The 23,028-nt window shown below is 54.9% G+C and carries 25 protein-coding genes; 15 read left to right on the forward strand and 10 right to left on the reverse strand.

Translation table 11 applies throughout. From position 1 onward, the window contains the following. Position 1: 1 nt before the first annotated feature. Complete coding sequence (locus V6575_RS08255; protein WP_340273787.1) at positions 2–910, reverse strand: DMT family transporter; 909 nt, start codon at positions 908–910, stop codon at positions 2–4. 126 nt (positions 911–1,036) lie between these two features. Between V6575_RS08255 and V6575_RS08260 the strand changes: the two genes are divergently transcribed. From V6575_RS08260 to V6575_RS08275, 4 genes are all read left to right on the forward strand, one after another. After that, positions 1,037–1,477, forward strand: coding sequence for an Lrp/AsnC family transcriptional regulator (locus V6575_RS08260; protein ID WP_340273788.1), 441 nt, complete (start codon positions 1,037–1,039; stop codon positions 1,475–1,477). A 260-nt stretch (positions 1,478–1,737) separates the two neighbouring features. Further along, positions 1,738–2,625: an NAD(P)-dependent oxidoreductase gene (locus V6575_RS08265; protein WP_340273789.1), complete on the forward strand. Its 888-nt coding sequence runs from the start codon at positions 1,738–1,740 to the stop codon at positions 2,623–2,625. Beyond that, complete coding sequence (locus V6575_RS08270) at positions 2,622–2,954, forward strand: hypothetical protein (protein WP_340273790.1); 333 nt, start codon at positions 2,622–2,624, stop codon at positions 2,952–2,954. The genes V6575_RS08265 and V6575_RS08270 overlap by 4 nt, the downstream gene beginning before the upstream one ends. A 19-nt stretch (positions 2,955–2,973) precedes the next feature. After that, entirely contained in the window at positions 2,974–3,957 is a 984-nt protein-coding gene (locus V6575_RS08275) for a LacI family DNA-binding transcriptional regulator (protein ID WP_340273949.1), read from the forward strand. Here V6575_RS08275 and V6575_RS08280 read toward each other — a convergent pair. Beyond that, a complete protein-coding gene (locus V6575_RS08280; protein ID WP_340273791.1) occupies positions 3,940–4,950 on the reverse strand; it encodes a LacI family DNA-binding transcriptional regulator in 1,011 nt (336 codons plus the stop codon). The two genes, V6575_RS08275 and V6575_RS08280, sit on opposite strands and share 18 nt — an antisense overlap. 153 nt (positions 4,951–5,103) lie before the next feature. Here V6575_RS08280 and V6575_RS08285 point away from each other — a divergent pair, with 153 nt between their 5' ends. The 5 genes from V6575_RS08285 to V6575_RS08305 all read left to right on the forward strand — a co-directional run bounded on the left by V6575_RS08285 (position 5,104) and on the right by V6575_RS08305 (position 10,382). Then, on the forward strand, positions 5,104–6,630 hold the full coding sequence (locus V6575_RS08285) for a sugar ABC transporter ATP-binding protein (RefSeq protein ID WP_340273793.1): 1,527 nt from the start codon (positions 5,104–5,106) through the stop codon (positions 6,628–6,630). Then, complete coding sequence (locus V6575_RS08290) at positions 6,617–7,642, forward strand: ABC transporter permease (protein ID WP_340273794.1); 1,026 nt, start codon at positions 6,617–6,619, stop codon at positions 7,640–7,642. Before V6575_RS08285 ends, V6575_RS08290 begins: the two co-directional genes overlap by 14 nt. A gap of 28 nt (positions 7,643–7,670) precedes the next feature. Continuing rightward, entirely contained in the window at positions 7,671–8,720 is a 1,050-nt protein-coding gene (locus tag V6575_RS08295) for a substrate-binding domain-containing protein (protein WP_422785540.1), read from the forward strand. Positions 8,721–8,951: 231 nt separating this feature from the next. Beyond that, positions 8,952–9,878, forward strand: coding sequence for an SMP-30/gluconolactonase/LRE family protein (locus V6575_RS08300; protein WP_340273951.1), 927 nt, complete (start codon positions 8,952–8,954; stop codon positions 9,876–9,878). Between the two features lie 75 nt (positions 9,879–9,953). After that, positions 9,954–10,382 carry a GlcG/HbpS family heme-binding protein gene (locus V6575_RS08305; protein ID WP_340273795.1) on the forward strand — a complete coding sequence of 143 codons (429 nt, stop codon included), beginning with the start codon at positions 9,954–9,956 and terminating at the stop codon, positions 10,380–10,382. Between the two features lie 104 nt (positions 10,383–10,486). Here the strand turns inward: V6575_RS08305 and V6575_RS08310 are convergent, their stop codons facing one another. Both V6575_RS08310 and V6575_RS08315 read right to left on the reverse strand, forming a co-directional pair. Beyond that, on the reverse strand, positions 10,487–10,765 hold the full coding sequence (locus tag V6575_RS08310) for a PilZ domain-containing protein (protein ID WP_340273796.1): 279 nt from the start codon (positions 10,763–10,765) through the stop codon (positions 10,487–10,489). Positions 10,766–10,898: 133 nt separating this feature from the next. Beyond that, entirely contained in the window at positions 10,899–11,177 is a 279-nt protein-coding gene (locus V6575_RS08315; protein WP_340273797.1) for a PilZ domain-containing protein, read from the reverse strand. A gap of 472 nt (positions 11,178–11,649) precedes the next feature. Between V6575_RS08315 and dusA the strand changes: the two genes are divergently transcribed. After that, complete coding sequence (gene dusA, locus V6575_RS08320; protein ID WP_340273953.1) at positions 11,650–12,717, forward strand: tRNA dihydrouridine(20/20a) synthase DusA; 1,068 nt, start codon at positions 11,650–11,652, stop codon at positions 12,715–12,717. A gap of 176 nt (positions 12,718–12,893) precedes the next feature. After that, on the forward strand, positions 12,894–13,742 hold the full coding sequence (locus tag V6575_RS08325; protein WP_340273798.1) for a sulfite exporter TauE/SafE family protein: 849 nt from the start codon (positions 12,894–12,896) through the stop codon (positions 13,740–13,742). A gap of 27 nt (positions 13,743–13,769) precedes the next feature. Here V6575_RS08325 and V6575_RS08330 read toward each other — a convergent pair whose 3' ends face one another. The 4 genes from V6575_RS08330 to V6575_RS08345 all read right to left on the reverse strand — a co-directional run bounded on the left by V6575_RS08330 (position 13,770) and on the right by V6575_RS08345 (position 17,051). Next, positions 13,770–14,474 (reverse strand): retropepsin-like aspartic protease family protein, encoded by a 705-nt coding sequence (locus V6575_RS08330; protein ID WP_340273799.1) that lies wholly within the window; start codon positions 14,472–14,474, stop codon positions 13,770–13,772. Continuing rightward, the gene (locus V6575_RS08335; RefSeq protein WP_340273800.1) at positions 14,474–14,821 is read right to left on the reverse strand and encodes a DUF1289 domain-containing protein; all 348 of its coding nucleotides are present in this window, start codon (positions 14,819–14,821) and stop codon (positions 14,474–14,476) included. The genes V6575_RS08330 and V6575_RS08335 overlap by 1 nt, the downstream gene beginning before the upstream one ends. Next, positions 14,712–15,935, reverse strand: a complete 1,224-nt coding sequence (locus V6575_RS08340) for an alpha/beta hydrolase (RefSeq protein WP_340273801.1) — start codon at positions 15,933–15,935, stop codon at positions 14,712–14,714. The genes V6575_RS08335 and V6575_RS08340 overlap by 110 nt, the downstream gene beginning before the upstream one ends. Positions 15,936–16,208: 273 nt before the next feature. Then, positions 16,209–17,051 carry an adenosylcobinamide-GDP ribazoletransferase gene (locus V6575_RS08345; RefSeq protein ID WP_340273802.1) on the reverse strand — a complete coding sequence of 281 codons (843 nt, stop codon included), beginning with the start codon at positions 17,049–17,051 and terminating at the stop codon, positions 16,209–16,211. Between the two features lie 131 nt (positions 17,052–17,182). On the opposite strand from V6575_RS08345, the gene cobT reads away from it, so the two are divergent. Then, positions 17,183–18,208, forward strand: a complete 1,026-nt coding sequence (gene cobT / locus V6575_RS08350) for a nicotinate-nucleotide--dimethylbenzimidazole phosphoribosyltransferase (RefSeq protein WP_340273803.1) — start codon at positions 17,183–17,185, stop codon at positions 18,206–18,208. 50 nt (positions 18,209–18,258) lie between these two features. Here the strand turns inward: cobT and V6575_RS08355 are convergent, their stop codons facing one another. Continuing rightward, complete coding sequence (locus V6575_RS08355) at positions 18,259–19,797, reverse strand: sensor histidine kinase (RefSeq protein ID WP_340273804.1); 1,539 nt, start codon at positions 19,795–19,797, stop codon at positions 18,259–18,261. Positions 19,798–19,935: 138 nt separating this feature from the next. On the opposite strand from V6575_RS08355, the gene V6575_RS08360 reads away from it, so the two are divergent. Beyond that, positions 19,936–20,568 (forward strand): uracil-DNA glycosylase family protein, encoded by a 633-nt coding sequence (locus V6575_RS08360; protein WP_340273805.1) that lies wholly within the window; start codon positions 19,936–19,938, stop codon positions 20,566–20,568. 41 nt (positions 20,569–20,609) lie between these two features. Here V6575_RS08360 and V6575_RS08365 read toward each other — a convergent pair whose 3' ends face one another. Further along, entirely contained in the window at positions 20,610–21,587 is a 978-nt protein-coding gene (locus V6575_RS08365) for a sulfurtransferase (protein ID WP_340273807.1), read from the reverse strand. A gap of 291 nt (positions 21,588–21,878) precedes the next feature. Between V6575_RS08365 and V6575_RS08370 the strand changes: the two genes are divergently transcribed. Further along, positions 21,879–22,361 (forward strand): Lrp/AsnC family transcriptional regulator, encoded by a 483-nt coding sequence (locus V6575_RS08370; protein WP_340273954.1) that lies wholly within the window; start codon positions 21,879–21,881, stop codon positions 22,359–22,361. Between the two features lie 133 nt (positions 22,362–22,494). Beyond that, positions 22,495–22,998, forward strand: coding sequence for a DUF302 domain-containing protein (locus V6575_RS08375; protein WP_340273808.1), 504 nt, complete (start codon positions 22,495–22,497; stop codon positions 22,996–22,998). Positions 22,999–23,028 lie beyond the last annotated feature (30 nt).

A 23,028-nucleotide genomic window follows, 5' to 3' on the forward strand; every position in this document is an offset into this window, starting at 1 on the left:
CCTATTCTCCCGGTTGCATCACGTTCTGCTTAAATTTAGGCAGCAGGGGCCAGCCCATCGACACGCCAGCCGCAGCCAGAATGATCGCGGCAGATCCGGCAATCTGGATCGGCTGCAGCGCCGTGCCAAAGGCAACCATGTCAACCAGGATTGCGGCAATCGGATAGATGTAGGACAGCGCGGCGACCATGGACGTTGGCAGTTTCTGGATTGCGCCGTAGAGGAGCACATACATCACCCCGGTGTGAATCACGCCTAGGGCGACAAGACTTGCCCAAGCGCCAGTCGTCTGTGGCAATTGTGCGAAAGAGGTGAAGGGTGCCAGCATGATGACCCCGACAGACACCTGAACCAGTGCGATCAGATGCGGGGGTACGCCCTTCAGCTTTTTCGTGATCGCTGCAGCGACGGCGTAGAGTGCAGCGGCTCCCAAGGCGAGAGCGACACCAATGCCATAGTCAGCTCCGATATAGTTGCTGCCCGGTTTTGTGCTGATAATCATAACAACACCGGCAAAAGCTATGGCGAGCCAGCCGAGCTTGCGCAGACCTGGGCGCTCACCAAATGCCAGCATACCGATGGCCGTGAGCATGAAGGGTTGGGTGTTGTAGACCACGGTGGCGACCGAAATGCTGGCCCTGGAAAAGGCTGCAAACAACAAAGCCCAATTCAGCACGATGGCAACACCGCCAAGAGCAGCCCAAAGGAAGATGCGCGGCGTGAGATGGCGGGTTCCCAGAACGCCAAAGGCCTTACAGATAAAGAGAAGAGCGACAGCCCCGAAAGCACAGCGCCAAAAGACAACCTGCAGCGCAGGTTCGCCTGACTGCAGGACAAACCAGCCGATTGTGCCGGAGATCAGCATGGCGGCTGTCATTTCAAAGCCGCCGCGAAGGTTGTTGGTTTCCATATTGTGTACCCCTGTTCAAGATGTACCAAGCTTGGCGCAGGCAACAATCCGTCGCCATGGGGTAAATCAGGTAATTTCAGAAATATGACTAATTATGATAGGTCTTTTTTCAGGAGGGCCTAATTAATGAAAACTGATGATATTGATCGCCAATTGTTGGACGCGTTGTTGGACGATGCCCGTTTGCCGCTGAAGGAACTGGCGAGGCGAGTCGGCTTGTCGTCTCCCAGCGTGTCGGAGCGCTTACGAAGGTTGGAAGAAGGCGGCGTGATCAAGGGGTTCACCATTGATGTGGATCCGAAAGCCGTTGGCTATCTATTTCAGACCATGGTCCGGGTTAGGCCACTTCCAGGCACTTTGCATGTGGTGCAAAAGCTCTTGCAGGATATTTCGCAAATTACCGAATGCGACAAGGTTACGGGCGAAGACTGCTTCATTGCCCGCTTGCATGTACGCTCTATGGAAGAGCTGGATGAAATCCTCGACAAGGTGTCCGAAAAAGCAGAGACCAGCACCGCCGTTGTCAAATCCCAACCAGTCACGAGACGCTTGCCGCCGATTGAGTGATGGGGCTGATGAAGAGCACAATGCATGTCGTGATGATAGATCTTGCGCCAAGCAGAGTGGCCTCTACATCACAGGATACTCTGCTTCCCAGTTTAGACCGATTGCTTGACAAGCATAGTTATCGGTAACATGGTATCGGTAACAACTTAAGGCGTTCCGACCTTGCCAAGATTGCCACACTTTAGAGTGACGGTATCACAGTCGCATTTGCAGATGTGCTGGTTTGGGCAAAGGAATGCGGATGTGGAGGAGATGACAATATGGGCGAACGCATAGCCTTGATCGGGGCAGGGGCCATGGGCGGTGCGATTGGCGCACGCTTTTTGGAAACCGGCAATAGCCTGACAGTTTTTGATCTGGATGAGGCCCGGGTCGCAGCCTTGGTGGCTAAGGGTGCGGTTTCAGCACCATCGGCTGCTGCGGCTAGCAAAGAGGCTGACTTTGTCATCACCAGCCTTAATGCTTCGCGGATTGTGGAGCTTGCGGCTTTCGGCAAGGACGGCATTGCGGATGGCGCCAAGCCGGGCACGGTCATCATCGATATGTCCTCAATAGAGCCGGACGCCACGCGCAAATTTGCCAAGATGGCGTCTGACAAAGGCTTGGCCTGGGTCGACAGCCCATTGTCAGGTGGCGCGCCCAAAGCCTTGATCGGCCAGTTGACGCTTATGGCGGGCGGTGAAGCTGCCGACGTGGAGCGCGCTCACATAGCGCTACGTCATGTGGCCTCTAATTACACGCACATGGGCCCATCCGGGGCTGGCCAGACGACCAAACTGATCAATCAGGTGTTGTGCGGGCTCGGTTTTCTGGCTGTGGCGGAAGCCACTCAACTGGCGCTTGATGCCGGTGTTGATGCTGCGAAAATCCCGCAGGCGCTCAAAGGCGGACGGGCTGACAGTGCCTTGTTGCAGGAGTATCTGCCGCGCTTTGCCGAGAAGGATTACCGCAGGACGGGCCGGATCGACAATATGGTCAAGGATTTGAATGCAGTGAACGATCTGGCCCGGCAAACCGGGACATCGATGCCGATGACGGCCTTATGTGCTGAGATCCACCGGATGCTGACAGCTGCAGGCCTTGGCGGAGAAGATCAGGCTGCGGTCATGGAATATTTTAAAGGTGCGAAAGAGGATTTTGGGGCATGATCACACGCTTTGCAATGTTTGAAGGCACGGTCAAGGAAGGCTGTGTCGAGGCGTTTCGTGCAGCGGTTAAAGAGCGGCTCATCCCGCTGTGGACCAAATTCCCCGGCACTGTTGACGTCAGGGTGATGTTTTCAGATGACCGCGATGAAGGCGCTCCAGAGTTTCCGTTGATCCTGGCGATTACCTATCCGGACGCGGCTGCGATGGACGCAGCGCTCGAAGCGCCGGTCCGGTTTCAGTCCAAGGAAGTCACCGGTGAGGTTGTGACCGAGTTTTTTGAAGGCCGCATTCATCACCACGTTACCCAACTGTATGACTTCAAGTCCTGACGTGAGCCGTCGTGTGACCATGCGCGACGTGGCCCGCGCTGTTGAAATGTCGCCCATGACGGTTAGCCGTGCGTTGCGCGGCGATGAGACAGTCAACGAGAAAACCCGCGACCGCATCAGGCGGGTCGCGGCGGACTTGGGCTATGTGTATGACAGTACGGCGCAAGCGTTTCGCACACAAAAAAGTGGCTTTGTCGCGGTTGTGCTGCCCTCGATCAACAATGCAAACTTCGCCGAAACCTTTCGGGGCTTGTCAGATGCACTGACTGGCAGCGGGGTTCAATTGCTTTTGGGCAGCACCAATTACCGGCTAGAAAAAGAAGAGGAGCTGGTTGGCCAGCTTCTCACGCGAAACCCCGAAGCCATTGTTCTGACCGGCGGTCACCACACGGATGTGACGCGCAAGCTTCTGGAAAACGCAAAGATCCCTGTCATTGAGATTTGGGACCTGCCACCTGATCCGGTTGGGCATGTGGTCGGCTTTTCAAACGCAGATGCCATGTCGCTGATTGTGCAACATCTGGTCAGGCAGGGACGGCGCAAGCTGGCATTTGTCGGAGCCGCTGCGGGCAGCGATATGCGCGGTGTTGCACGGCGCGACGGTGTGATTGCGGCCGCCACGGCTTTGGACTTGACACAGGTCGCGCAGATAGATGCCGGGCCTGCGCCTGTTTCTATGCGCCATGGGGCAGAGGTCGTCGTGAAGTTGGGTCCGGCGATCGCGACTTATGACGCGCTGGTGTGCGTATCGGATCCTGTTGCATTCGGCGTGCTGAATGAATGCCGACGTCTAGGGATCAAGATCCCAGATGATGTTGCGATTACCGGTTTTGGTCACTTTGAAATCGCAGCGGTCTCAAGCCCGCGTCTGACCACAGCCGGTGTTCACGCCAATAAAATTGGTCGCAAGGTCGCTGGTGTTTTGCAGGATATTTTCGCAGGTGAAACCTCTGCGCAATGGATCGATGTCGGCTCTGAACTGGTTCTAGGCGAGACCAGCTAGGTTTCGCACAGTGCTGCCGGGGATCAGTTTGAAACCGATGTCGCGCACATCGGTGACCGGTTCACCGGACAAGCGGGCGATCATCATTTCAGCGGCTGCCTGGCCCAGTTTCAGGTGCGGAACATGCATGGATGTCAAACGCTGAGGCAAGACGGCAGCGACCGGCAGATCGCCCCAGCCTGCAATACCTATGTCTACTGGAACGTCCATGCCGTTGGCCTTGCAATATTGCAACCCGCCGAAGGCCATGGCGTCGTTTTGATAAAAAATACACTCAATATACGGGGAAGAGGCCAGCAATTGCTCGGTTCCGTAGTAGCCCGGATAATAAGCTGCCGTGTCGTGCAGGCAGAGCTGCTTAGTGACTTGTCCCGAGCCGCCTTCGACTGCTTTGGTGAAGCCGGCAAGGCGCGTTGTGGCGGCATTTGCCGTGTCGTGCGAGGTGCCGACATAGGCGATGTTGCGATAGCCAAGCCCAACCAGATACCGGCCCATATCAAAACCTGCATCAAAGTGATTGATGCCAACGCTCATGTCGAGTGGGCTGGAATTCAAATCCCAGATTTCAATAATGGGAATGCCAGCATTGCGCAGCATGTCGGTGGCGCGCGGTGCGTGAAAGCGGCCAGTCAGGATCAACCCGGCGGGTTGCCATGACAGCACCGTGCGGATCCAGTTTGCTTCTTCCTCAGGGGTATGTTGGGTCAGGCCCAGTACGGTCTGGTGGCCAAATGCACCGAGCTTCCGGTCAATGCCTTCGAGGACTTGGGAGAACACTTCGTTCCCAAGATCCGGGATAGAGACGCCGACAAAGGTGGATATCTGGTCGCCGGCAAAAACAGTTGCAAGCCGGTTCGGCAAATAGCCAAGCAAGTCGACTTTTTCCATGACCAGGTCTCTGGTTTTTTCCGAGTATCCACCTTCTCCTCGCAGCACACGGCTTGCGGTCATCTTGGAAACGCCAGCAGCCTTGGCGACTTGAGAAAGGCTCACCTTATTGATTTTATTGTTTTTTTCTACCATATTTGCAAATTTAAGTTACCGGTAACTTATCTCTTGACAGGAAGGTGAACTTGGCAAACCATAGCGCAACGTTACGGGTAACTCAACGGGAGGGTTGAGGCGTGACGTTTGGGAGGATACGCAATGCAGAACCTGCAATCAGGTCTGTTTTTTGACGGCATCGACAAACATTTTGGCGGAACATATGCGCTGAAAGACGTGTCACTGTCAGTCGGTCGGGGTGAAATCGTTGCTTTGCTCGGCGAAAACGGGGCTGGCAAATCGACACTGATTAAAGTGCTCGGAGGCATTCACCAGCCCGATGGCGGGCGTGTGTTGATTGACGGCGTGCCGTATCAGCATAGGCCCGCAGGCTTCGGTGAACGCCAGAAGGTTGCCTTCATTCACCAGGATCTGGGTCTGATCGAATGGATGACCGTCGCTGAGAACATCTCGCTTGCATTGGGCTTTGCTCGCAAGAACGGCTTGATCCGCTGGGGTGAGGTTGAGGCCTTCGCCGCTGAAGCTCTCAAAAAAGTTGATTGTGATTTCGATCCCACCATGCGGGTTGAGGATCTGTCGCGCACGGAAAAGTCGCTTGTGGCTATCGCCCGGGCTTTGGCCGTCGACAGTGAATTCCTGGTGCTGGATGAACCAACAGCTTCACTGCCCGCTGATGAAGTCGAGCGACTTTTTTCAGCGCTCCGCCCACTGCGCGAACGCGGCGTTGGCATGATTTACGTTAGCCACCGATTGGACGAGATCTTTCAAATTGCTGACCGCGTGGCTGTATTGCGCGATGGGGTGATGGTTGGAATGCGTGACATCGCGCACACCACCCCGGAGGAACTGGTGCAGAAAATTGTCGGCCGCAAAACCCGCCAGACAGTCAAGAGCACGGATGCGCCGGGTGCACATGTTTTGAAGCTGGATGCCTTCGAAGTCGGCGGCGTCGGACCGTTGAATTTTGATTTGGCAGAAAATGAGATCGTGGGTCTTGTCGGTTTGCGCGGCGCAGGCCACGAGGTGATCAGTCGGGCGTTGTTCGGGTTGGAGCCTTATGAGGGGACTGTGACGCTGAAGGGGACTGAACCAGACCTTTCGAGCCCGCAACGAGCCTTGAACGCAGGCGTCGGTCTGGTTGCCAAAGACCGTACAGAAGAATCTGTGGCGATGAACCTGACCATTCGGGAAAACACGTTCTTGAACCCGGACAGCATCGGCCGCAAGGTATTAAACATCCTCTCGCCCAGAGCCGAGGCCGAACAGGCGAGCGTCATTGGCGCTGAACTGGGTCTGTCGCCCAACGACCCAACGCTGGCGATCGAAGCGCTGTCGGGCGGCAACCAGCAGAAGGTCGTGATTGGCCGCTGGCTTGCCACCAAACGCAAGTTATTGATCTGCGAAGATCCGACTGCTGGTGTTGATGTCGGTGCCAAGGCTGAGATTTACGCGCTGCTCAACCGCGCTCTGGCCGAAGGGGTGGGCATCATCGTGGTGTCGACGGACTTTGAGGAGATCGCCATGATCTGCCACCGGGCGATTGTCTTCAGTCAAGGCGCCATCGTTGATGAGCTGAGCGGCACCCGGCTGACAACTGAAAACCTGATTCAATCGGCGTCTGCTGGAAATATCGCAAAGGGAAGGGAAACTGCACATGCAATCGCTTGAATCAAGCGCGCTCGAGCCGACGAAAGCTGATCTGAAGGGCTTGCCATTGGGAAAACGCGTCGCTCGGTTTCTACCGGTCTACGGTCTGGTGATCCTGACGGTTTTTTTGATTGTTTTGTTCTCGATCCTGCTGCCGAACACCTTCCCCACGATGCTCAATCTCAGGGCGATTGTCTCGGACAAGGCGATCATTGCGCTGCTGTCACTTGGAGCGATGATCCCAATGGCCGCCGGCCGCATTGACTTGACGGTCGGCTATGGCATCGTGTTGTGGCACATCCTGGCCATCAGCTTGCAGACCATCTACGGACTGCCCTGGCCTGTGACGGTCGCCATTGTTCTGGCGTTGGGGGCGGTGTCCGGGTTTCTCAATGGTCTGCTGGTGGAAGTCGCCAAGATTGACAGTTTCATCGCGACCCTTGGCACAGGTACGGTGCTCTATGCGTTGGCGCTGTGGCACACGGGCGGACGCCAGATGGTTGGTGTGTTGCCGGATGGCTTTCTGGCAATCAACGGCACCTTTATTGGCGGTTTGCCGATCACCGGCTTTTATGTTCTGGCGATTACCATCGCGATGTGGGTGATCCTCGAATACACACCTGTCGGCCGATATCTTTATGCAATTGGCGCGAACCAGCGCGCCGCGCAATTGAACGGCATTCCAACGCGAAAATATGTCATCGGCGCCTTCTTGTGCTCAGGCACGATCACGGCTCTGGCGGGGGTCATTCTGGCGTCCAAGCTGCGCATTGGTCAGGCCTCGGTCGGACTGGAGTTTCTGCTGCCCGCCCTTGTCGGCGCTTTCCTCGGATCAACCACAATCAAGCCGGGTCGGGTCAATGTCTGGGGCACCATTGTGGGTGTTGCCATTCTGGCCGTCGGCATCTCCGGCATTCAGCAATTCGGTGGCTCCTTCTGGGTCGAGCCGCTGTTTAATGGTGTCACTTTGCTGATCGCGATAGGCATCGCAGGGTACGCTCAGCGTAGAAAAGGCGCAGAGAAAAAGCGTTAGACTACAATCATCTAAAGGGAGGAATACCATGAAAAAGAGAACATTTCTAAGCACCGTAATGGTCGGCGGCATTGTTGCTGGGCTCGGCTTTCCGGCCTTCGCCGAAGTCCCATTTGACGGACCAACGACTGGCCCGAAAGCCGCTGAGGGCAAATCCATTGTTGTTCTGGCCGGCGATCTGAAGAACGGTGGCATTCTTGGCGTGACCAACGGCGTGGAAGAAGCGGCGAAAGTCATCGGTTGGGATGTGCGCGTTCTGGACGGAGGCGGATCCATCCAGGGTCGGACAGCGGCGATTGGTCAGGCGATGGCGTTGCAGCCGGATGGCATCATCGTCAACGGCTTTGACGCGGTTGAGCAGCAGGCAGCTCTTGAAGGCGTTGTAAAAGCAAATATTCCAATGGTTGCCTGGCACTCAGGCCCCAAGATTGGTTGTGATGCGCCCGGTGGTATCTTTGCCAATGTGTCGACAGATGCGATGTCCGTATCTGAAGTGGCAGCCAAATGGGCCATGGAAGACGGCGGTGATAATGTCGGAGCGGTGATCTTTACCGACAGCACCTATCAGATCGCGATTGATAAGGCTGACCGCATCAAGGAAACCATCGAAGCAATGGGCGGCAAGGTTCTTGAATATGTTGATACGCCAATTGCCGACACATCCAGCCGGATGGGGCCTTTGACCACAAGCCTTCTGCAGAAGTATGGCGCAAGCTGGACCCATGCATTAGCGATCAACGACCTGTATTTTGACTTCATGGGCCCTGCATTGGCTGCCGCTGGCATTCCAGGTGATGGCGCTCCGTACGCCGGGTCTGCCGGTGACGGCTCTGAAGCGGCGTTCCAGCGTATTCGCAGTGGACAGTATCAGGCAATCACAGTGGCTGAGCCTTTGAACCTGCAGGGCTGGCAGCTTGTGGATGAGCTGAACCGTGCTGTGCAGGGCGAAGCCTGTTCGGGCTATGTCACAGCGCCTGCGCTTGTGACCAAGGAAGGTCTTGCGAAAATGGGCGATAGCAACCAGTTCGACCCGGATTCTCCTTACCGCGCTGCTTACACGGCGATCTGGGGAAAATAAGCGTTTCTCCCGTGATACTTCGGCATGAGAGTGCCGGGGTATTCCGGGACAAAAGGTGCAGCGGCACATATTTTGTGATGACGCCGCTTCGGCCCCTACAAGCTTTTGATGTAGACCAAAAATATAGGCAATCAATCTGGTTTGAAGGGCTTTTCCTCTAACTATTCACGGATCGCGAATGATAGCGGGGTCTCTGGGGAACGCCCTGGAGAGAAAAATATGGAGAATATCATGTTCGGTGTGATCGACGGGACGGGTTTTGAGGCAATTCAGCCTGAGTTCAACGACTGCTTCATTGGCCATGCGCGGGTGGAACGGTTGTGGACCGGTGCGCGGTGGTCTGAAGGTCCGGTCTGGTTCGCCGCCGGACGCTATTTGTTGTGGTCCGACATTCCCAACAACCGGATTATGCGCTTCGATGAAACCGATGGCAGCGTGTCTGTGTTTCGCTATCCCTCCAACAACAGCAACGGCCATACGGTTGATCGCCAGGGTCGTCTGATCAGCTGTGAGCATCTGACCCGGCGTGTGACGCGGACCGAACATGACGGCTCCATCACGGTGATCGCCGACAGTTACAACGGCAAGCGGCTGAACTCTCCAAATGATGTTGTGGTCAAATCAGATGGCACGGTTTGGTTCACCGATCCGTCCTACGGCATCTTGATGGACTATGAAGGGGAGCGGGCGACGAGTGAGATTGGCGCTTGTTATGTCTATCGGGTCGATCCGGCTACCGGCGCGGTGCAAATTGTCGCCGATGATTATGTCAAGCCGAACGGTCTGGCGTTCTCGCCGGACGAAAGCCTTCTTTATATCGCTGATACCGGCGTTACCCACACGCCCGGCGGACCGGCGCATATCCGACGCCACAGCGTCGACCCCGATGGCAAATTGGCCGGTGGCGAGGTGCTGGCAACCTGCAGTCAGGGCATATTCGATGGCTTCCGGGTGGATCGCGCGGGGCGTATCTGGAGTTCAGCAGCTGATGGTGTGCATTGTCTGTCGCAGAATGGTGACCTCATCGGCAAAATCCGGATCCCCGAAATGGTCGGTAATGTCTGTTTTGGGGGCCCAAAGCTGAACCGCTTGTTCATCTGCGGCACCGCATCGCTCTATGCTGTCTATCTGAATGTGAATGGCGTTTCTCCGGTTTAAGTCCGTGGGGCATGTCGCGCCTGAAGATGTTTTTTGTCTTTTAACTTATTGATAAAATTAACGGGACCATCTGTCATGAGTTATTTTCGAGAGACCATGGAATTGACCCATGAAGCCGTGCTGGAAATGCTTCGTGCAGCCGTTGCGTCTGCAGATGAATTGGGCCAGCCGCAGTGCATTGTCATTGTCGACAAGAGTGGTGAAGTCCTGGGATCTTTGCGAATGACCGGTTCGAAGTATCTCAGTTTGCTGAGTGCTCGCACCAAAGCCCGTACAGCTGCTTCGATCGGCATGGAATCCAGCAAAATTCCATCTGAAGTGGCCCCCTTGATCGCTGCTGCCACACAGGATGCTGTCACCGGCCTTGATGGCGGGGTGCCTATCTATATGAAGGGCATATTGCTAGGCGGTATCGGCGTTGGTTCCGGTTCGCCTGATCAAGATCGCACCGTTGCAATAGATGCGCTCCGCGCTGTCGGGGCAGAAATTAAAGCAAATTCCTAGTGGCAAGTCAGTCGATTACCCATGAGAAGGGTTACATGTCCAAGGGCGCATGCATTTTTATGGTTCCGAGCCCTAGAGATCCGGTCCTTCAAGTAATTCTTTGATCAGTCCTGGAAATAGAACTCGATCCCGGCCTCACCGTAATTGACCCAGCGAATCTGGCCGTAGAGACAGCGTTTTGGCGAGGAGACGACGATGGAGACATCCATATCGGTCGCTATGCTTCTGGTGTTCATGGCAACCCGGCATCCACTAGCGCTGATGTCTTCTATAATACACGCATAGTTCCGGTTCTTTACTTTCATGATTGCAGGTTCTCGGCAATGGTTGCGCGAGAAGTGTCTCGAACCATCAGAAGTCTTGAAGCTTTTGACCGTTGTCATGGGCCATCCTGATAAAATCTATGATTCGTGCAATGAAAACACGGTGACGCGTAACATGAAGCCAAGTCCAGTTGGTGGATTTGACGTTACGTAGTCTTGCCTTAAGATATTGTAAATTCGTGTGATCTTCCGTTCAGTCCATGAAATGGAATTCTATTCCCGCCTCACCGAAGCGAACCCAGCGAATTTCGCCATGGAAGTTGAGTTTTTTGGAAGGCACCACCAGTGTAATCACAATCCCAACCGGAATGCCTGAGGTGTTGAGCGCAATCCTGCAGCCTCCGGCACTGATGTCTTCCAGAACGCACGAATAATGGCGATCCGGTGCTTTCATGACAGCTGGCCAACGGCAATTCTTGCGGGGGAAGAGCCTTAGATCTTCAAATAATTTTAAATTTGGGGCGGCTGCCATGGGCCATCCTTGTAAAATGCTCTGAACTAAAAATTGAATATCCGCACAATGAGTGTGGTGAAATATACGGTGTTTTAGTAAAAATTACCCTGCGTAGTTTTCATTAAAATAAAATGAATACAGTCAACTCCACCGTAGGGAAAATCTTGATTGATGTTTTATATGTCCTGACAATATCAGTTTCTTGATTGGGTTTTACATAAAAGGGATCACGTCCTTTGTCTGGAATGACCTCATGTATTCAAAGGCCCTGGACTGCGTCCTTCATATGCCCTGGATGTGCTTGATGTGCTTGAACCTATCGAGAACTCGCTGAATTTTAGCGAGCAAAACGACCAGATAATAAATACGCACCCGCTCTGTACATCTTCATGAATGACTGGGAACTTTCAGGAGTATTCAGGTTTTTGTCGCACTTTTGGCTGAAACATGATTAGAACGGTCGCTTAAATAGAATGCTGAAAATGCAGGGATCTGCCAAGTGCGCGGCGTGACGGAAGACTATAAAAACAAGAAAGTAAAACTGGCAGTCGCCCCGATGATGGACTGGACTGACAGGCATTGTCGGGCCTTTCATCGGCATTTGAGCCGCAATGCGTTGCTCTATACGGAGATGGTGACGACGGGCGCGGTCATTCATGGGGACCGGGATCATCTGTTGGGATTTTCCGACATTGAGCATCCGGTCGCCTTTCAGCTCGGCGGGTCTGATCCAGCTGATATGGTGGCGGCTTCGAAGATCGTTGAGGATTATGGCTACGACGAAGTCAACATCAACGTTGGTTGTCCATCGGATCGCGTTCAATCCGGGAGCTTCGGCGCATGCCTGATGCAAGAACCGCAGCTGGTCGCAGATTGTGTTGCCGCGATGAAAGCCGCTGTTGAGATCCCGGTCACGGTGAAATGTCGCCTTGCCGTTGATGATCAGGATCCTGAAGAAGCGCTGGACGTTATGGCTGATGCGGTGTTTTCTGAGGGGACAGATGCGCTTTGGGTCCATGCCCGCAAGGCTTGGCTGAAAGGCCTGAGCCCGAAGGAAAACCGGGATATTCCACCGCTCGATTATGACCGTGTACGTCGGTTGAAAGCTCGATTTCCAGATCGTTTCATCGGTATCAATGGCGGCATCACGACCCTTGACGAGACTGAAGGGCTTCTGGCGGATCTGGATGGCGTGATGTTGGGCCGAGCCGCTTATCATACGCCTGAGATCCTGGGGGAAGTGGATCGCAGGGTCTATGGCGAAGTGTGTGATGACATTTCGCCTTGGAAGGCTGTTGAAGCCTATTTACCCTATTTGCAGTCCCGGATGGAGCAGGGCGTCAAGCTGCCCCACATGACACGCCATATGCTTGGATTGTTCCATGGACGTCCGGGCGCGCGGTCCTGGCGGCGGATCCTGACAGTCGAGACCATCAAGCCGGGCGCTGGCCTGGATGTGGTCTATCAAGCTCTTGAGGCAGTGCGCCCGAGAGATGTGTCCGACGAAGACATTGCTCCCGATATTGCCGAAAAGACGGCTGAGGAAACGGCTGCCTGACAGAAAATGCACAGAAAACGGCCCTGGTCGAGGCATCTTGCTGCGCCGGTCCGATCCGCATCATAGGTGGCCTTGGCAGCTTTGGCGGAACCTGATTGATTGATCCTTTCAGATCTCAACGGCACCGAGTCGATGCAGTTCTGTGTTTGGTTTCTTGACGTCGAGGCGGCTTTCTCATGGATTTAAATGCAATTTCTGGTGATGGCCAGCTCATGAGTGTCATAGGTCTTGGGCTTGCCTTGGCGGCCTCAGGCCTTGTCGCAGGTTTTCTGGCAGGTCTGTTCGGCATTGGCGGAGGCGCGGTACTGGTGCCTGTACTCTATCAGTTTCTGACAGTCCTTGGTGTTGATGAGGGCGTGCGGATGCATGTCTCTGTGGCCACGTCGCTCGGGATCATCGTGCCGACATCCATCCGCTCGTTTATGGCACACAATAAACGAGGGGCAGCCGACCTGGAACTTCTGAAGTCCTGGCTAATCCCGCTGCCTTTGGGGGTGATCGGGGCGTCTTTGGTGGCAGCTTATGTTTCTGGCAATGAGCTGAAGGCCATATTTGCGGTGATTGCGCTGGTGCTAGGGCTGCGGATGTTGCTCGATAAGCCAAGCTGGCGTCTGGGAACCGACATTCCTGGTTTCCCGATCCGCCCGATATGCGGCGCGGCGATTGGATTTTTCTCAACTCTGATGGGCATTGGCGGTGGCGTCATGAACAACACCTTCATGACGCTCTATGGCAGACCGATTCATCAGGCCGTCGCGACCTCGTCCGGAACAGGTTTGATGATCTCCGTGCCGGGGACGATTGGTCTCATTTGGGCCGGTTGGGGCGCTGCAGATCTGCCACCGTTTTCCGCAGGCTATGTCAATATGCTTGGTGTGGCCCTGATTATTCCAGTCACAACCTTTGCAGCTCCTTATGGGGTTAGAGTTGCGCATGTGCTGCCCCGCCGGAAAATGGAAGTTCTGTTCGGCTGTTTTCTGCTCGTGGTGGCCGTGCGTTTTCTGTTCAGTTTGAACGGCTACTGATCCGTTGGCTTGATGATCTTCTTCTGATCAGGGAACCAGAACCAGCTTGTCACCTTCAATGCGCCAGCTGGACAGACGGTCCAGCGCACTCATGCCAAGCAGGCTTGTGCCCAGTGCGCCGTCGCGAGATACAAATGCCCTGACATTGGTCAAACGGAAATTGCTCACAGACAGCGTTTTAATGCGCACAGGCGCGACAAGAGCACTGCCGTTAGCCGTTTGAACCGGAACAGTGAATAACAGATTGGCTGGGTCCAGGCCCGCGTTCAAGGCATCCTGATAGGTTAGCACGACAGAGCTGGCCCCCGTATCGAGCAGCATCTGGGTCTTGGTGCCGTTCAAAAGAGTATCAAGCCTGAAGTGTCCGGATGCGCCGCGGACCACAAGTATGGTGCCATTGTCTTGCGGTACTGCAAGGCCGGGGGCAAGCGCGCCAAGCACCCGATATCCGCCGTTGATCAGGTCTGAACGGAAGGTATATCCAACGATCAGAAGTACAAATAGCCCGCCCCAGAATATTGTGCCCTGCACGATATCGCGAATTCTGGGTTGGCCAAATATCAGGCTTGCCAGAAAGACAAAGGCGATGATTGACAAGGTGACAAGCCGTGGGCCTGTCTGGTCCAAGTCGATGTCCTGCGGGAGAACGTTAGCTCCGAAGTAGGAATACAAACTTCCGCCAACGATCCCGGCAATTACCAGCCCGAGAGCAATTCCGCGCAGTCCCCGCATCACAGACTGGCCTTTGTCTGTTGGCTCTCATGGGCCAGTCGACGCGGTTCCATGTCGGCCATGATGGCATCCCGTTCTCTGTCGGACAGGCGGCTCCAGGTCGCAATTTCATCCAAGGTACGATAGCAGCCGAGGCAAAGGTGACTTCGCTGGTCGATTTGGCAGATTTTGATGCAGGGCGACTTCATGAGCGTCGATATAGGGCGTTGTACCCCGCCTCGCCAGCCCTGATTTGGATCACCGCCCGCCCGTTGCCAGAGAAATAGGGGCGGTGATGATGGCAATTGGCAAACTGACCGCTGCCTGCGCCGTGCTGGACACCACAGAGCCAAGGTCTTGCCCCGCATTGCTCAAACGGCTTCCCTGGTTCGGGACATTCTGAGTCAGGCTGCTTTGTGTCAGCGTGCGGCTCAACTCCGGGCCGAATTGAGCCAGTTGGGCGAATTTCGAATGGTGGGCACCATCGGCCGATTCAACCTCTGTCAAATCAACGACGATTGCTCCCAGTTCTGCCAATTCCAAGTCGTTCGAATATGCTCCAACCCGTTCCTTGTCTCCTGCGATTTTGCGAGAGGCTTTCAAGGCGCGGTCATCCTTTGAAACCATAATCACAAACGGGTTTTTGGGTTTTCCCATATGGCGCAACTGTTCCTTGAATACGTCGATATCAATGTCAGGTGCTGCCAGAATGACTTGCTGGACTTTGCTTTGGAACTTTTTCGCGGCGGCCGGCGTCAGTTGTCTTGCTGTCTCCATGAGAAGATAGGTTCCCATCGAATGCGCTAGGATCACAATTTTCTCTGCCTTACTGTCGACGAGATCCTTGACCGTGCTTGCCAGGGCAGTTCGGGCAACCATTGCGCTGTTCAGGTCGTAGACATAATCAGTTAACTGACCACGCGAGGCCCAGCTGAAGTATACTGGGACATTGGTTGTTTTGGAATCGTGGATGATCTGGGTGAACCGGAAAAGCCCTTCGACGAACTTGGTATTGTAGCCATGTATAAACAGAAAGACTGTACGCTCACCTTTAGGAAGTTTCATTAGTCGTTTGTTCAAGTCCTTCAGCATGGCCGCCCTATCGGGAATATAGGACGCTGAGCGGGCTACGAAATCCGTGTTGGGATCTCCGGGAATGATTGAACCCCATTGGACCTGACCGGGAATATGAGGCGGTGATGGCGGGACAGAGATCGTTGCCTTGGCGTAATTGATGCCATCTTTGCGCTCCCCGTTGAAAAGGGTGCCTGGTTGGGTGTCTCGTTCACGGGTGGTGACGACGAGAATGTCATGCGTCGTCGCACCAGGGGCGGAGGCCGTGCTGACAGAAAGCGAGCCAACGCCCGGGCGATTTGCACATGCAGCCAGTGCAAGGCACATGACTAATACAGCAGTCTGAACAAGGACTTTGCCACAGGTAGTGCGACTGGGAGCGATTGTCCGCTCAGATCGTGCTTGCATTCTGTTTACCCGCATTGGTACCAGTTTCGTGGTGTCTGCACCCGCATAGACCACGGTTTGAAAAGTGAATTCGACTTGGCAGTTGAAATGCACAAGGTGCGAATGAAACTGTGTGAAAACAGCAAGCTGCACCGTGAAACTTACTCATCTGATCAGATCCGCTTCTGCCAATTCAAGTTCCCTGATGAGTTAATAAATCATTTAGATCCATGACATCCCTGTCCCCGTCCTGCAACCAATATCTAACCGAAAGGATTTTCTTGGGTCTGAACCCTAAGGAATTGAGAGGCAGCCAATGAGGAAGGCAAGGCTGCTGACTTGTTGAACAGCTCCGAGGACGTCTCCCGTAAACCCACCGATTTTAATTTTTGCAAGGATCCCGATGCCATAGGCGGATGCTGTTGCCAACAGCAGCGCGAGAGACAAGGCGGTGATCGAAAGGCTGGTGGTATATAGGGTGGGGACCACCGGCAGGAGGCAAATCGCTCCGATCACACAGGCCTGGGGTCCGGCAGAGCGTCCAGGTTGCCCGAACTTGTTGCCAAGTCCGTCTGGTCTGGCTGATGGAAGAATAGTCCACTGCCACACGATCAGCATTCTGCTGAAGCTCTCGGCGCCAAGCAAAAGCGTCATAGCCTCTAGCGGGCTGAACCGATCAAGCAGAGCAGCAATCAGGCTTGCTCTTACGCCTGTCGAAATCACCAGAGCGATGGCTCCGAAGGCCCCGATCCGGCTGTCTTTCATGATTTCAAGTCGGCGTACGGGCGTATGGCCGCCAAAAAAACCATCAACAAGATCGCTGAGGCCGTCTTCATGCAAGGCTCCGGTCACTGCTGCCAGCGCTCCGGCGACCAGAAATCCGGTCACCAGAGGTGGAAGGGCGGTGAAGCCAAGCACAAGACCGAGCAGGACTGCGGGCAGGGCCACAATCCAACCTGCCAGAGGGATGGCGCGACTGATTTTTGCAAAGTCGGGCAGTCGGGCAGGGTCATCCGCCCGGCACAGCGCGGGCAGGGGCAGGCGTGAAAAAAAACGCACGCAGGCAGCTGTATCGGCGACAAGCTCTGTGATCGCTGCCCAAAAGCCATTTGCCCGCGGCTCTTCTTGTCGGTCCATGCCCACTCCCAACCTTGTTTTTTGTCCGATGCCGGTTATAGATCGGCCCAACATCAAGACCAAGGCCTCGATGGATTCGTACTGGCGAATTCGATCAGGCCTCCTCAAGGCCATTGCCCGGAGCGCAACACATGTCCCTATCTGATACCGCTTTGCCATTCGATGATTTTCGCAATCTGGTGAAGTCGATGCCGGGACCAGACGAAGATGCCTTGGCTGCGGTACGCGCACGCGATGCAGAACTGACCAAACCAGCGGGCTCACTCGGCAAGCTGGAAGAGATCGTCGAATGGCTGGCGGCATGGTCTGGAAATGCAAAGCCGAAGATCTCCCGTCCGTTGGTCGCAGTCTTTGCGACAGCCCATGGTGTCGCAGATCAGGGCGTTTCGGCGTTCCCAAGCTCTGTAAACCAACAGATGGTGGAGAACTTCTCAGCAGGCGGTGCCGCGATCAATCAGATCTGCAGCGCAAATGACCTGGGGCTGAAGATTTTTGATCTGGCTGTCGAAATCCCGACACCCAGTATCACCGAAGAAGATGCGCTGGACGAATCCAACTGCGCGGCCACCATGGCCTATGGCATGGAAGCACTGGCTGGCGGCATTGATCTGGCTTGCCTTGGCGAAATGGGCATTGGCAACACAACGGTCGCCGCGGCCGTTTTCAACGGTCTGTTCGGCGGCTCTGCGGAAGACTGGATCGGTCGTGGCACGGGCGTTGACGATGAGGGTCTTGCGCGCAAGCGGGCCGCTGTTGAGACAGCCGTCGCACGGTTGAACGGGGAAAAGGATCCACTCGAGATCCTGCGCAAGGTTGGTGGCCGAGAAATAGCTGCCATGGTGGGGCTGATTATTGCCGGAAGGCTGCAGCGCGTTCCGGTGATTGTCGATGGGTTCGTCACGACGGCGGCAGCGGCTGTTGTCTATGCCATGGACCCAAAAGGACTGGATCACTGCCTTTTTGCGCATGTGTCAGCGGAAGCGGCCCACATTCGTGCCTTGAACATCATGGAAAAGACCGCACTGCTTGATTTCGGCATGCGTCTTGGGGAAGGCTCAGGTGCTGCGATTGCTGCCGGTATCGTCAAGACTGCCGCCGAAACCCATAACGGCATGGCAACATTCGAGACAGCAGGCGTTTCCAACAAGGAAAGCTAGGGCCCCGAGCCTATAAGGCTGAGCAGACCGGCGTGGGCTTGGCTTGATGATCAAGCCCGTCTGCGGTCTGATGTGGCTTGTGTACCCGGCGTTTGATAGGCGGGCATGCTTTCCATGACACGACCTTTCGGTAGGGTGATGATCACCTCCGTGCCCTCGCGCAATTTGGAGCGCAGATCAAAGCTTCCTCCATGCATGGCAATCAGAGCCTGAACAATGGAAAGGCCCAGGCCGGTTCCCGGTTCTGCGCTTTGGATGGCCACCGATCCTTGTCCAAAGGCTTGCAAGACGACTGGGATTTCTTCTTCGGGAATACCAGGGCCATTGTCGCGAATTGATACAAATTGCCCGCCGTCGTGGGTCCGTCCAAGGCTGATCTGGACCTTGCCGTTGACCGGCGTGAACTTTGTGGCGTTGGACAACAGGTTCAAGATCACCTGGCGCAAGGCACGCTCATCGCCCCAGACTCTCGGCAAATCGCCTTCATGGGTTTCTTCAATGTTGATTTCCTTGGCCTTGGCGCGGATCTGCATCATGTTGCAGCATTCCTCGATAATGTCCTCCAGGTGAACAGCTTCTTCCTGAAGTTCATGGCGTCCGGCCTCAATGCGGGACAGGTCCAATATCTCATTGATAAGGTGCAAGAGATGTGCGCCAGATGCGTGAATGTCCCCTGCATAGCCTTTGTAGGTGCCATTGTTCATCGGGCCGAGGATTTCATCCTTCATGACTTCCGAAAAGCCCAAGATGGCATTAAGCGGTGTGCGCAGTTCATGACTCATCGTGGCCAGGAACCGGGATTTGGCCAGGTTGGCTTCTTCCGCACGGCGGCGAGATTCGTCGGAGAGGGCGTTGGCGGTTTCCAACTCGGCGATCAGGTGATCCTTCTCGGCCCTGTATTCGAGCATTGTATTGGCGTTCTTGATCAGCTGGTTGCCCAGGATTAAGAAGAAACCCTGCGCTCCGATTGCCATGGCGGCCAGAGTGTAATGGATGGGCTCTGGCTGCTGTAGGAATGCCGCCGTAACAGTCAGCGATACCGGCAGTGTTCCAGCCAGAAGAGCTCGCGGCAGGGTGGCAGACTGCATGGTGTTGATTGCGACGACGATCAGCATCGTGGCAAACTGAAATACCAGAAAACCATCGCCAGTCTGATTTTGCTTTGGCAGCAAGAAGAACAATCCCCAGCTGCAGCCATAAAGCAGATCGCTCATGGTGAAGCGCCGCAGCCATATCGCGGTCTGCCGTTTGCCTGATGGCGAAGCCTCATAAGAGCGGCAAGTGGCAACCGTCAGCAAGTGCATGCAGAAGGTGAAGATAAACCAGCAACTGACCAGGATCGGATTGACCCAGAGAGATGAAATTGCTGCAACGATCAGGAGCAGAATGGGGACGGCGAAGGCTGAGTTTATCCGAGTGTCGGCAAAGAGGTGCTGCCGCTCTTGTTCGAAGTCGTTCTGAATGCCTTCCTTGGACCCAATGCGGCTGCGCACATCACGAATTGTGCGTGCAACTTCGCGCCGTCGTATCGCCCGTTTCCGGTTGATGACGGTTTTTTGGTCGCGTTTTGGGCCAGCATCATGTCCCATTTGACGTGGGGTACCTCTTTCAGAGTTGTTGCAGGCAAAACGCTGCTTAATCCTTTTTGGCCCATGACCTCTTAAGATTGAACTCAGGGATGTGGTAAATGAAAGGTAAGCGAGATCAGATCTTTGGAGAGAGCAGGCGTGGCACGGACGGGCGAAACAGGGGAACAACTGGCCGATTTGCGTGCAGATATCGCAGCGTGTCGCATCTGTGTCGAAACACCGCGAAAAGCGGCCTTGCCCCATGAGCCAAGGCCTGTTGTCCAATTGTCGCAGACCGCGCGGATCTGCATCTGCGGGCAGGCTCCAGGAACCCGGGTTCACCAAAGCGGCAAGCCCTTCACGGATCCCTCAGGAGACCGCTTGCGGTCCTGGATGGGCGTTGAACCGGAGGTCTTTTATGACACAGCCAGGATATCAATCGTGCCGATGGGGCTGTGCTTTCCGGGATTGGATGCGAAAGGTGGAGACCTGCCGCCGCGACCTGAATGCCGGGCCCAGTGGCATGACCGTATTTTTGCTGTCATGCCTCAGGTTGAGCTGATCCTGGTGATCGGACAATATGCACAGGCGTATCATCTGGGTGGCGAGAAGAAGAAAACCCTGACCGAGACGGTCGCCAATTGGAGCGAGTATCTTGGCAGCGAACGCACTCCGGCCATTCTGCCTATGCCGCACCCGTCCTGGCGCAACAACAGTTGGCTCAAAAAGAATCCGTGGTTTGAAGCAGAGCTTTTGCCGGTGCTCAAACAAAAAATCGCCCAGCTTGTTTAAGCCGGGCGATTTTTTGTTCTTCATTCAGCTGTTCGTAAAGATCAGTTGGTCTTCACTTTTCCAGCAGCCGGCTTGTCTGGTGCAGCGGTTGCAACGATTGGCAGGGAGTTGTCGCGGCTCCAGCCGACCATGCTGTCATCATAAACGCTGACATTTTTCTTGCCGAGCAGTTGGGTCAGCACGAACCAGTTGGTCGCAGCCCAGTGGCCGGTGTTGCAGTAGGACACGACCTTGCTTGAGCTGTCTGTTACATTTGCTGGCAGCAAGGAGGCCAGGTCTTCCTTGTTCATCAGGCGGTTTGTCGATTTGTCGTAAAACTTGGCCTGATCGAAGCTGACCGCACCTGGAATGTGGCCGAAGCGGGTTGCCTTCGTGTGCTTTTGCTTGCCGACGAATTGTGCAGCCGGACGGCCATCAAGCAGGATGGTTTCTGTGCCCATGGCTTCGGCCATTTCTGGCGTTGAGACAAGAAGGTCATCCTGAACGTCGGCGACAAAAAGATCACCTTCCGGTGTGATATTGCCGGTCTCAATGGCTTTGCCTTCCTTGACCCATGCAGCATGTCCACCATCAAGGATGGAGACCGCATCGTGGCCCAGGTACTTCAAGGTCCAGTAGATACGGGCAGCAGCGCTGAATTCGAGGCTGGAAGTTCCGGCAGGCACGATAACCAGAGCTTTATCTTCTGACAGTCCAAGCTCGGACAGGGACGCTTCGAGCTTTTCGATGGAAGGCAGAACGCCAACGATACTGTCGCGCTCGGTGCGCCAGTATCCTGGGTATTCCGACCAGACAGCACCGGGGATATGGCCCTTCAGATAGGCGTCCTTGCCTGATTTGGATATCTTCGAGCGTGTGTCGATGATGACGACCGCATCATTATCGAGATTGTCGGCCAACCAGTCTGTCGAGACTAGGGGGGTGACCTGAGGCGCGGCAGCGGCCGGCATCGCGAGAAGGGCGACCGCAGCCAGGGCGCCTGCAAGCGGGCGTGTCAGTGTTTTGAAGTTTCCAAACATACGGATCTCTCCAAGGTGTGATGGCGTTAAGAAAAATTTTCTCTTGTAGCCGGTGAATTGGCATTCTAAATGAGTGTCATCAAGCGTAATCGCGGCATAAATTAGAAGAAAAATCTCAAATTCTGCGCGTATTCGCTTTGTTGGAAAATTATTCTACGAGGGCCGTGGCGCTTAGAAACCTAATCTCGGGCTTGGGGCGCTGTGTTCCACCAGGAAGGCACAGTGGCCTCCTGTATGAGGCTGTGACCTGGACGCAAGACGAATTCGAAAACAATTGGATAGCAGACAATGATTGACCGTATCGACCGCCGTATCTTGTCTATTCTTCAAGAGGACTGCACTGTGCCGGTTGCTGAAATCGGGCGTCGCGTCGGGCTGTCCACGACGCCATGCTGGCGCAGAATTCAGAAGATGGAAGAAGAAGGCGTCATTACCGGACGGGTGGCGCTGCTGGACCCAAGCAAGGTCAACGCCAAGGTCACGGCCTTCGTGGCGATCACAACCAGCCAGCACTCGGAAGACTGGCTGAAGAAATTTGCTGATGTGATCAGCGAATTCCCCGAAGTGGTGGAATTTTATCGTATGGCTGGTCAGGTGGATTACCTGCTGCGGGTCGCGGTTCCTGATATCGAGGCCTATGACGGCTTCTATAAGAGGCTGATTGCCAAGATCGATATTTCGAACGTCTCGACCACATTTGCCATGGAACAGATCAAATACACCACCGAACTGCCGCTCGGCTATCTGGCAACAGAAAAGCCAAAGCCTGAATAAGCTTGGCCGGGTTGGCAAGGTGAGGGATCGCCACAACCGCCGTGATGAAATATTCAGTTGTTGCGATGTATCAAATTGCTGCCATTGTGTTTCGCCTAAGCTAAGTCATGGACACATGCCGGGAGGAAAGACAATGAACTCTTTGATTAAAGCATCTGTGGTCGCAGCAAGCCTGTCGCTTTGGATGGCCGGGGTGGCAAGTGCGGCTGATTTGGCAACGGATATGGTTCCCGATGGTGTCACCGCCTACAAGGTTGTTGGCGATTTTGATGACGTCCATTTCGGTCTGGAAAGCGCCATCGTCAACCGTGGTCTGGTTATAGATCACACCTCCCATGTCGGCGAGATGCTGGCTCGCACCAAGGATGATGTCGGCGGAACCAAGGACATTTTCGTCAAGGCTGAAGCCCTGATGTTTTGTTCGGCCAATCTGTCGCGCAAGGTGATGGAAGAGGATCCGTCCAACATCGCCTTTTGCCCCTATGTGGTCTTTGCCTATGAGGCAGCGGACAATCCGGGAACGACGCTTGTCGGGTTTCGACAGTTGCCAGAAACCGGATCAGACGCCTCGAAGCAGGCGATTGGCGCGGTTAATGCCCTGCTGGACGATATCGTAACAGAGGCAGCCGGCGAATAACCGGCTGCCTCAAGGTGGTCGATAGCAGCT

It is taken from the genome of Roseibium algae, from assembly GCF_037783265.1.
Taxonomy (GTDB): domain Bacteria; phylum Pseudomonadota; class Alphaproteobacteria; order Rhizobiales; family Stappiaceae; genus Roseibium; species Roseibium algae.

What these genes read in the sequence shown, in the direction of transcription:
- V6575_RS08335 (WP_340273800.1), bottom strand. Translation starts at nt 14,821, where the DNA reads ATGCGGGGCAAGACCTTGGCTCTGTGGTGTCCAGCACGGCGCAGGCAG.
- V6575_RS08295 (WP_422785540.1), top strand. Translation starts at nt 7,671, where the DNA reads ATGAAAAAGAGAACATTTCTAAGCACCGTAATGGTCGGCGGCATTGTT.
- V6575_RS08325 (WP_340273798.1), top strand. Translation starts at nt 12,894, where the DNA reads ATGGATTTAAATGCAATTTCTGGTGATGGCCAGCTCATGAGTGTCATA.
- V6575_RS08300 (WP_340273951.1), top strand. Translation starts at nt 8,952, where the DNA reads ATGTTCGGTGTGATCGACGGGACGGGTTTTGAGGCAATTCAGCCTGAG.
- V6575_RS08305 (WP_340273795.1), top strand. Translation starts at nt 9,954, where the DNA reads ATGAGTTATTTTCGAGAGACCATGGAATTGACCCATGAAGCCGTGCTG.
- V6575_RS08365 (WP_340273807.1), bottom strand. Translation starts at nt 21,587, where the DNA reads ATGTTTGGAAACTTCAAAACACTGACACGCCCGCTTGCAGGCGCCCTG.
- V6575_RS08275 (WP_340273949.1), top strand. Translation starts at nt 2,974, where the DNA reads ATGCGCGACGTGGCCCGCGCTGTTGAAATGTCGCCCATGACGGTTAGC.
- V6575_RS08330 (WP_340273799.1), bottom strand. Translation starts at nt 14,474, where the DNA reads ATGCGGGGACTGCGCGGAATTGCTCTCGGGCTGGTAATTGCCGGGATC.
- V6575_RS08355 (WP_340273804.1), bottom strand. Translation starts at nt 19,797, where the DNA reads ATGGGACATGATGCTGGCCCAAAACGCGACCAAAAAACCGTCATCAAC.
- V6575_RS08270 (WP_340273790.1), top strand. Translation starts at nt 2,622, where the DNA reads ATGATCACACGCTTTGCAATGTTTGAAGGCACGGTCAAGGAAGGCTGT.
- V6575_RS08340 (WP_340273801.1), bottom strand. Translation starts at nt 15,935, where the DNA reads ATGCAAGCACGATCTGAGCGGACAATCGCTCCCAGTCGCACTACCTGT.
- V6575_RS08265 (WP_340273789.1), top strand. Translation starts at nt 1,738, where the DNA reads ATGGGCGAACGCATAGCCTTGATCGGGGCAGGGGCCATGGGCGGTGCG.
- V6575_RS08375 (WP_340273808.1), top strand. Translation starts at nt 22,495, where the DNA reads ATGAACTCTTTGATTAAAGCATCTGTGGTCGCAGCAAGCCTGTCGCTT.
- V6575_RS08260 (WP_340273788.1), top strand. Translation starts at nt 1,037, where the DNA reads ATGAAAACTGATGATATTGATCGCCAATTGTTGGACGCGTTGTTGGAC.
- V6575_RS08290 (WP_340273794.1), top strand. Translation starts at nt 6,617, where the DNA reads ATGCAATCGCTTGAATCAAGCGCGCTCGAGCCGACGAAAGCTGATCTG.
- V6575_RS08285 (WP_340273793.1), top strand. Translation starts at nt 5,104, where the DNA reads ATGCAGAACCTGCAATCAGGTCTGTTTTTTGACGGCATCGACAAACAT.
- cobT (WP_340273803.1), top strand. Translation starts at nt 17,183, where the DNA reads ATGTCCCTATCTGATACCGCTTTGCCATTCGATGATTTTCGCAATCTG.
- V6575_RS08255 (WP_340273787.1), bottom strand. Translation starts at nt 910, where the DNA reads ATGGAAACCAACAACCTTCGCGGCGGCTTTGAAATGACAGCCGCCATG.
- V6575_RS08310 (WP_340273796.1), bottom strand. Translation starts at nt 10,765, where the DNA reads ATGACAACGGTCAAAAGCTTCAAGACTTCTGATGGTTCGAGACACTTC.
- V6575_RS08345 (WP_340273802.1), bottom strand. Translation starts at nt 17,051, where the DNA reads ATGGACCGACAAGAAGAGCCGCGGGCAAATGGCTTTTGGGCAGCGATC.
- V6575_RS08315 (WP_340273797.1), bottom strand. Translation starts at nt 11,177, where the DNA reads ATGGCAGCCGCCCCAAATTTAAAATTATTTGAAGATCTAAGGCTCTTC.